Origin of the sequence: Xenorhabdus sp. PB30.3, from assembly GCF_963895965.1 — a bacterium.
Classification (GTDB): domain Bacteria; phylum Pseudomonadota; class Gammaproteobacteria; order Enterobacterales; family Enterobacteriaceae; genus Xenorhabdus; species Xenorhabdus stockiae.
The window spans coordinates 1-8,461 of the sequence record NZ_CAWQMW010000033.1 but is presented as its reverse complement, the minus strand read 5'-3'; the positions used below and the strand labels follow the sequence as shown (position 1 = coordinate 8,461).

General features: G+C 43.5%; 4 protein-coding genes. 2 read left to right on the top strand and 2 right to left on the bottom strand.

Going from position 1 to position 8,461, the window contains the following annotated elements:
- Positions 1 to 557 precede the first annotated feature (557 nt).
- Positions 558 to 1,670, top strand: a complete 1,113-nt coding sequence (locus AACX38_RS03150; protein ID WP_228865719.1) for an efflux RND transporter periplasmic adaptor subunit — start codon at positions 558 to 560, stop codon at positions 1,668 to 1,670.
- Positions 1,671 to 1,682: 12 nt separating this feature from the next.
- A complete protein-coding gene (locus AACX38_RS03145) occupies positions 1,683 to 4,763 on the top strand; it encodes a MexW/MexI family multidrug efflux RND transporter permease subunit (RefSeq protein WP_228865718.1) in 3,081 nt (1,026 codons plus the stop codon).
- Positions 4,764 to 4,839: 76 nt separating this feature from the next.
- Here the strand turns inward: AACX38_RS03145 and AACX38_RS03140 are convergent, their stop codons facing one another.
- Positions 4,840 to 5,040: an MbtH family NRPS accessory protein gene (locus AACX38_RS03140; protein ID WP_228859302.1), complete on the bottom strand. Its 201-nt coding sequence runs from the start codon at positions 5,038 to 5,040 to the stop codon at positions 4,840 to 4,842.
- Complete coding sequence (locus tag AACX38_RS03135; RefSeq protein WP_228865717.1) at positions 5,028 to 8,189, bottom strand: amino acid adenylation domain-containing protein; 3,162 nt, start codon at positions 8,187 to 8,189, stop codon at positions 5,028 to 5,030. The genes AACX38_RS03140 and AACX38_RS03135 overlap by 13 nt, the downstream gene beginning before the upstream one ends.
- Between the last annotated feature and the right edge of the window lie 272 nt (positions 8,190 to 8,461).

The following is an 8,461-nucleotide window of genomic DNA, read 5'->3' as shown; positions in this document are numbered from 1 at the left end:
ATTTTTTTATAATAGCCTGACAAATACGCATGATTTATCTGCTATTATTCAATAAGTTAATACCATTAATAGGAAGGAAAAAATAATCAATATATTGATGTGATAATGCTGAACTCAGAACAAAAAATAGGTGAATTACATCAATCAAAGGTGCTGACAGCATTGTCAATTACTGCATAAAAGTTACTTCGTGTTTTGTATCCAAGCTTAGATAACCATATCAAAATTAATAATTCCAATTTTTTGATATCTAATGTCAGGTTCAAGTAACCACCAGTAAAATTAAAATTATTTTGTTTATCTTCATTATACCTATTGACATCATGTTAACTTGATGTTCTAGAGTAAATATTTAATGAATAAACTACCAGGCCACATATAGGAGTTACTATGGTTGATCAAACACCGAATTCTAAACTACCACTATTCCTTTCCAAACCATCCAGTCATATTTATTTCACTGGAGATCACTAAATTTATAAATTCCATTAAAAAAATGAATAACCATTCGAAAAACCAAATTAAAAATTAAATTTCCTAAGGGATTTATATAAATCATGAAAAAGAAAATATCTGTTTTTCTGGGCGTTACTTTCTTGCTGGTGACCAGTATTGTGGTTTATCCCCTAAATACTACTTCTAAGAATGAATCATTAAATACAGCTTATCCAGCTATAAAAGTGGCATGGGCAGAAGTAAAAGAGATTCATCTTCCGAGAACATTACATGGTGTCGGAGAACTTGAAGCTGATAAGCAAGTTTATTTGGCGGTGGAAACCAGTGGAAAAGTCACTGATATTACATTTGAGTCTGGTCAGTATGTCGAACAAGGCCAGTTGTTGGTGAAAATTAACGATAGCGTTGAGCGAGCGGAACTGGCCCGCTTACAAGCCCAATGGAAAAATGCTGACAACCTCTATCAGCGCACCAATAAATTATTTACCAGCAAGGTAGTTGCCACATCTGAATTGGATAAAGCATTAGCGGAGCGGGATATGGCATCTGCGGCCATTAAACAAATCGAAGCGCAGATAGCTCAGAAAACTATCCGGGCATCTTTTTCAGGCGTCCTCGGGATCCGACAAGTCCAGTTAGGGCAATACCTTCATGCAGGAGATGTGATTGCCAATCTAGTGGATGCCAAAAAACTCAAATTGAATTTTTCTCTGGATGAACAGACGGTTCCTGATCTGAGGGTTGGGCAATCAGTCAATATCGTGGTTGATGCCTATCCGGATCAGAATTTTACCGCCCAAATAAATGCGATTGACCCTCTGATAGGAAGATCGCGCACTGTTCAGCTACAGGCAACTCTGGATAATCCGGAAGGAAAACTAAAAGCAGGCATGTATGCCAGTATTCAGGTCATGCGTCAGGAAAATACCTCCGCGTTGGTGATACCCGAAACGGCTGTGACTTATACCGCTTACGGAGATACTGTATTTATAGCACAAGGCGCAGCGCAAGACCCCAGCCAGCCTATGACTGTAAAACGTATTTCTATTGATGTGGGACAGCGTTGGAATGGTTTAGTAGAAATCAAAAAAGGGTTAGTTAAGGGCGATCGGGTTGTGACATCCGGCCAATTGAAATTACATGATGACATACCTGTGGTCATGGTCGATGAAGATACCTTGAATATAGCAAAATTATCTATCACAGGTGCTTGATGGAGAAGGAAAATGATATTTACTGATATTTTTGTTCGCCGTCCGGTACTTGCTTTGGTAGTCAGTACATTGATCTTCTTACTGGGACTATTTTCCCTCAATAAACTTCCTATCCGGCAATATCCACAATTAGAAAGTTCAACAATCACTGTGGTGACAGAATATCCGGGGGCTTCATCTGATTTGATACAGGGATTTGTCACCCAGCCCATTTCACAGGCTATTTCTTCTATTGAGGGCATCGATTATCTATCATCTTCCTCAGTACAGGGCAGAAGTACCATTACGATTCGCATGGAGCTTAACCAAAATTCAACTCAGGCTCTGGCGCAAGTGATGGCAAAGATAAATCAGGTCAGATATAAGCTACCAAAACAAGCTTATGACCCAGTTATTGAACTTTCTTCTGGAGAGTCAACTGCGGTTGCTTATGTTGCATTTTCCAGTGATTCGTTACCTGTATCGGCAGTAACAGATTACCTTTCAAGAGTCGTTGAACCCATGTACTCATCCATTGAAGGTGTTTCTACGGTTCAGGTTTTTGGAGGACAACAACTCTCTATACGTTTATGGCTGGATGCAGATCGGCTGGCGGGACGCGGATTAACTGCGGCGGATGTAGCAGCAGCAGTCAGGCAAAATAACTATCAGGCGACCCCCGGAAAAGTGAAAGGCGAATATGTGGTTTCAAATGTCCACGTCAACACAGATCTCACTAGTGTTGATGAGTTTCGTGATTTGGTCATTCGTAATGATGGTAATGGATTAATTCGTCTGAAAGATGTAGGCACGGTAGAACTGGGTTCCGCCTCCACTGAAACCAGTGCAATGTTAAATGGTAAGGCAGCGGTGCATCTGGGGTTATTTTCAACTCCAACGGGGAACCCGCTTATTATTGTCGAAGGTATCAAAAAATTGTTACCGGACATTGAAAAGACACTTCCACCGGGCGTTAAGGTTGAACTGGCATTCGAAACCTCCCGCTTTATTAAGGCTTCTATTGATGAAGTGACCAAAACCTTGTTAGAAGCTTTGGTTATCGTAATGATCGTGATTTATCTCTGTTTGGGTTCACTGCGTAGTGTCTTGATCCCGATAGTTGCCATTCCACTGTCGATGTTAGGTGCCGCAGGGCTGATGCTGCTATTTGGTTTCAGTATCAATTTATTGACATTGTTGGCAATGGTGCTGTCAATCGGTTTAGTCGTCGATGATGCAATTGTGGTGGTTGAAAACGTACATCGCCATATTGAAGAAGGAAAATCGCCAATCACGGCAGCCTTTATTGGCGCAAGAGAAGTAGCAGGCCCTGTGATTGCTATGACAATTACACTTGCCGCAGTTTATGCCCCAATAGGGTTGATGTCTGGTCTGACTGGCGCACTATTTAAGGAATTTGCTCTGACGTTGGCGGGCGCAGTTATCGTATCCGGTATTGTTGCGCTTACGTTATCTCCGGTAATGAGTTCTTTTTTATTACAACCTAAGCAGCAAGAAGGAAGAATGGCACGCTGGGCTGAGATCATTTTTGAGAAATTATCCCATCATTATTCTCTCCTGCTGAATGCCTCTTTACGTCATCGGTGGATAATGGGCGGATTTGCTGTGCTAGTTGTCATCAGCCTGCCCTTACTTTATCAACAAGCCCAGCAAGAATTAGCTCCGGTTGAAGATCAGGCTGGGTTGTTAGCTGCAGTTAAGTCACCCCAATATGCTAACCTCGATTATGTGGAAAAATTTTCCCATAAACTGGAGCGTGTATTTCGCGAAATTCCCGAGATGTCAGGTACATGGATTATTAATGGCGTTGACGGGGTTTCTTCGAGTTTTGGTGGCGTGGAATTATCAAAATGGAGTGATCGTCAGCGCTCCGCTTCAGAGATTCAGGCACAATTACAGGTTGCCGTAGGTGAAGTGGAAGGCAGCAATATTTTTATCTTCCAGCTTCCGCCACTACCCGGTTCAACCGGAGGGTTACCCATTCAGATGGTACTGCGTAGCTTACAGCCCTATCCTGTCCTGTACCAAACGATGGAGGAAATGAAGCAGCAAGCACGCTTAAGCGGGTTATTTGTTGTCGTAGATAGTGATCTGGACTATAACAATCCGGTAGTACAGATTCAGATTGACCGGGCTAAAGCCAATAGTCTGGGAATTAAAATGCAGGATATTGGTGAGTCATTAGCATTGCTGGTAGGAGAGGACTACATCAACAGGTTTGGGATGCAAGGCCGTTCATATGATGTTATTCCACAAAGTATACGCGACCAGCGATTAACACCGGAAGCCTTATCCCGCCATTTTGTCAGGACTGAAAACCAAAATATGATCCCGCTTTCTACGATTGTCTCTGTTTCGACAAAAGTTGAGCCTAATAAACTAACCCAGTTCAATCAACAAAATGCAGCCATTTTTCAAGCTATTCCTGCCCCAGGGGTAACGATGGGACAGGCGGTGACTTTCCTTGAGAGTGTGCTGAATAATTTACCTGTAGGATTCAGCTACGACTGGCAGTCTGACTCCCGCCAATATAAGCAGGAAGGACATGCCTTGCTTTTTGCATTCGTAGCCGCATTAATCATCATTTATCTGGTACTGGCGGCTCAGTACGAAAGCCTCATTGATCCTTTGATAATACTGATCACCGTTCCCCTTTCGATTTGTGGTGCTCTGATCCCGTTAGCCATGGGATATATTACACTGAACATTTACACTCAAATTGGCTTGGTAACCTTGATAGGGCTTATCAGTAAGCATGGTATTTTAATGGTGGAATTTGCCAATAAATTACAGGAGCGCGAAGGACTGGATAAGCATTTAGCTATCTTGCAGGCCGCAAAAATTCGTCTTCGGCCGGTGTTGATGACAACAGCTGCAATGGTTATTGGCCTGATCCCACTCTTGCTCGCCAGTGGTGCGGGGGCTAATAGTCGTTTTGGCCTCGGATTGGTGATTGTATCGGGTATGCTGGTAGGCACATTTTTCACCTTATTTGTCTTACCCACTATATATACCCTACTGGCAAGAAATCACTCTGCCTTTGCGGTAACACCAAGAAAACAGCAGGTTATAGAAGCTGATAAAATGGTATAACGGACTGTTTAAAAAAATGGGTATCGCCTTTGAAGCGATACCCATCATCAATAATCTGGTCTACTCATACACCTATTTAGTGCATATCAGTCTGCTTTTTAGTAGGCTCCGGCCATATACCCGCAATATACTCAAGACACTCGGCTTTGGGACCTTCTTTTCCTGTCGCCATCCAGCCAATCGGGATCCGATATTCGTCAGGCCAGACTGAATACTGCTTTTTACTGTTAATGACAACTATCCACAGCGCTGCTTCATTTCCGGTTAACTGTTCCATGAAAACACCCCCTGTCTGTAGCTTGTCGGCAATACCTGAGGCAGGAACCCGGTACTGATCAGATAATTCAGTACCTGACAAACATATTCAGATGTAATAACCGGACACTGAATATCTGATCCTTCCAGTGCTGCCAACGTCTGTTTCAGCTCCAGTTCTGGCTGGATTTCATGGATATAGTCAGGATCCAGCGCGCGGTAAGGTTTCTCGGTCATATCCCGAATCAGCGGAATCAATGGATACAGCGAATGAGAATCATCCAGAGCAAGAATTCTCTCTTTCCCTTCATTGAAAGGAACTGGATTAAGGATATAACCAAACTCCTGAACCCAATCGAAAAACTGACGGATAGAAACTTGCACCGGATTAAACAGATTAAAGAATTTCCCGTCAGATTCACGCTGCTTAGAAATATGCACCAGTGAAGCCGCCACATAATCAACCGGTACGATATCCAGCAGTAATCCATGAGCAGGATAGGATCCCATTTCCAGATAACCTTTCAGGGAAGCCACAAGATAATCATTCCCCTGAGCAGCTCCGGTACGGGTATGTCCGAGGATCAGGCCGGGGCGGTAAATACTCACTGGCATACCCCGTTTACGGGCAATATTGATAATCCCTTCTGATACCCACTTGCTGCCCGAATAACCGGAAGGATCACGTATTGTTTCGCTCATAGCGCGATCATCTTCCATAAATGGCCGTGGCGATTCAGTAGCAAACAAGGCATTCACAGAAGAAACATAATGGAAATGTTTCAGGCGTGAAGTAGAGGCAAACTCCAGTGCGGTTCTGGTGCCATCAACATTAATGCTTTTTAGTGAACTATAAGGATAGATAAAATTAACCAGCGCACCGTTGTGATAAATCACATCCACATCCTGCGCAAGTTTATCCCAGATTTCAGGCAATAAGCCGAAACGGGGTTGCCCCAGATCGCCTATCACAAAATCCACGCGATCAAAGCTATTACCTACATCAATCTGATAATGAGTAAAGCCATCCCGGATCCTCTCAAGCGCATGTGCTTTGTCGTCAGCACGGCACAGACAGATAACCTGAGCTGAAGTCTGTTTCAACAGTTGTTCCAGCAGATGCAGGCCAAGATATCCGGTCGCTCCTGTCAGCAGAACAGTATCAGGCTCATACCAGTTCGCATGCGGTAAACCATCAGGACGTATACTTTCTTTCAGGTAAACATCTTTTCTCAGCGTTTCTGCATGTTGCTGAATAAGCGCTTCACTACGGTAAACACTGTTGAAAGGAATCAGATTATTTTTGTGAACTTCACCCATCTCATCCAGAATAGCCGCAATTCGGGCAATAGTGGGTTCAACATAGATGCCGGAAATAGGGATCCTGAGTGAGAATACTTTTTCAATCCGTTCCACCATACGGGCGACCAGAATAGAGTTACCGCCAATCTGGAAAAAATCATCGGTACTGCCAAAAGTTTCCGCAGCCAATAAATCGCCCCAGATAGCATAAACCCGTTTTTCTGTTTCTGTTTCCGGCTGCACCGCATCATGACTGGTATTCAGACGTTCTGCCACTTCTTCCAGACGTTTCCTGTCCCGCTTGCCACTACTTGTCAGCGGAATATAAGGAATGCGGTAATATTCAGAGGGGATCCAGGCTTCGTGCAGGCTTTCTCGCAATGCGGCCTGAGTTTCACGTACCCATTCCTCCGATACAGCCATATTAGGATCAAACAATACGAACGCCTGTATCTTGGCAAAATCACCGCTTCCCGCGACACGGATAATGGCATCCTGAACCCCGTGTTGTTTTCTCAACGCGATTTCTATTTCACCCAGTTCAATTCGATAACCACGTACTTTGACTTGGTCATCCTGCCTTCCCATATAAATGAGAGAGCCATCTTCAGTCATACGGGCCATATCGCCTGTCAGATAGGCTCTTTTCCCCTTTCCGTTGACATCAGGGACATACCGTTTAGCTGTTTCAACCGGATTATTACGATATCCAGCTGTCACACCTAACCCACCGATCAGGATTTCACCTACCGTGCCTTTAGCGACAGGACGCAGATTCTTATCCACAATACTGATGCTGGTGCCGGGAATCGGACCGCCCAGCTGTACCTTATCTCCTTTTTTCATGCGGAATGCTGTTGACCAGATTGTCGTTTCTGTCGGGCCATAAAGGTTCCATAAAGTGCCACCAGATGCCGTTAATTGATCGGCCAAATCTTGTGACAGAGCCTCACCGCCGCAAAGCATGCTGATATCAGAACGCGGCGTCCAGCCTGCATTCAGTGCCATTGACCAGGTTACTGGAGTTGCCTGCGCCAGAGTAAATTGAGGATCAGAGAACACACGGGATAGCGCCATTGCATCACGCTGGGTCTCAGTGGGTGCGATGTAGATACTGCCCCCATGAACAACCGTCAGCAGTAGCTCAAGGACTGAGATATCAAAAGAGAAAGTAGTCAGCGCAAGCATACGATCATTCTGGTTAACTGATAATAACTTGCCCAGTGCGCACAGGAAGGCCGCCAGATTGTCATGCTGCACCTGCACAGCTTTTGGTAATCCGGTAGAACCCGAGGTAAACATGATATAGGCCGGATGATCGCCTAATTCAGGAATAACAACATCCTCCGTTATTTCCTCAACTGTATAGGCAAGGCGATCCATCGGAATATGTGTTGATGCTTTCAACTCCGCTGATACCGTTTCATCAGAGACCAGAATACTGTCAGGTAAGCTGGCGAGAATATCATTCAGACGTTTTTCCGGCATCATGGTATTAAGGGGAATGTATACTGCACCGATCTGCCAGGTCGCCAGCATTGTAATAAACCATGGAATACCCCTCTCGGCTGCAATAGCAACATAACTTCCCATTGTTACGCCATGGCAACGTAAAACATGCGCTGCGCTGATAACCCGTTGCTGTAACTCACCAAATTCCAGAATCCCATGCGGATCTGAAACAGCAATATCATGCGGTGCTATTTTTGCCAGTTTTGCTAACCGGGATGGTACATTATCAAACCATGGCTGAAGTGTTTTTTCCATATAGCTGATATTAATGTCATTAATATCAGAAGGGTTAGAGAATGAGGATTGTTGCCCAATAAATGCTGTGTGTAATATTGCCTTGTGTGTGTAAGTATTCATAATGATGTTCTCATTCTGATCTCCATTTTGTTCCATCATTTTTTATGATGAATGGAGATATTTATGCTGTTAGTCAATAAATATCAGCTATTGTCCACATTTGGCTCCTACAATGACCTTATGTTGACCTTCACTGAATAAAAAAAGTAAACTTCAAGAAAATTATTTAAAATTAAAGAATTATTATTTAATATTTATTTGTAACTTTTAATTAATTACACAATCAACCCATAATTATATTTTTTTACTAGTGAATAGAGTGTATTACGCCT

What these genes read in the sequence shown, in the direction of transcription:
- AACX38_RS03150 (WP_228865719.1), top strand. Translation starts at nt 558, where the DNA reads ATGAAAAAGAAAATATCTGTTTTTCTGGGCGTTACTTTCTTGCTGGTG.
- AACX38_RS03145 (WP_228865718.1), top strand. Translation starts at nt 1,683, where the DNA reads ATGATATTTACTGATATTTTTGTTCGCCGTCCGGTACTTGCTTTGGTA.
- AACX38_RS03140 (WP_228859302.1), bottom strand. Translation starts at nt 5,040, where the DNA reads ATGGAACAGTTAACCGGAAATGAAGCAGCGCTGTGGATAGTTGTCATT.
- AACX38_RS03135 (WP_228865717.1), bottom strand. Translation starts at nt 8,189, where the DNA reads ATGAATACTTACACACACAAGGCAATATTACACACAGCATTTATTGGG.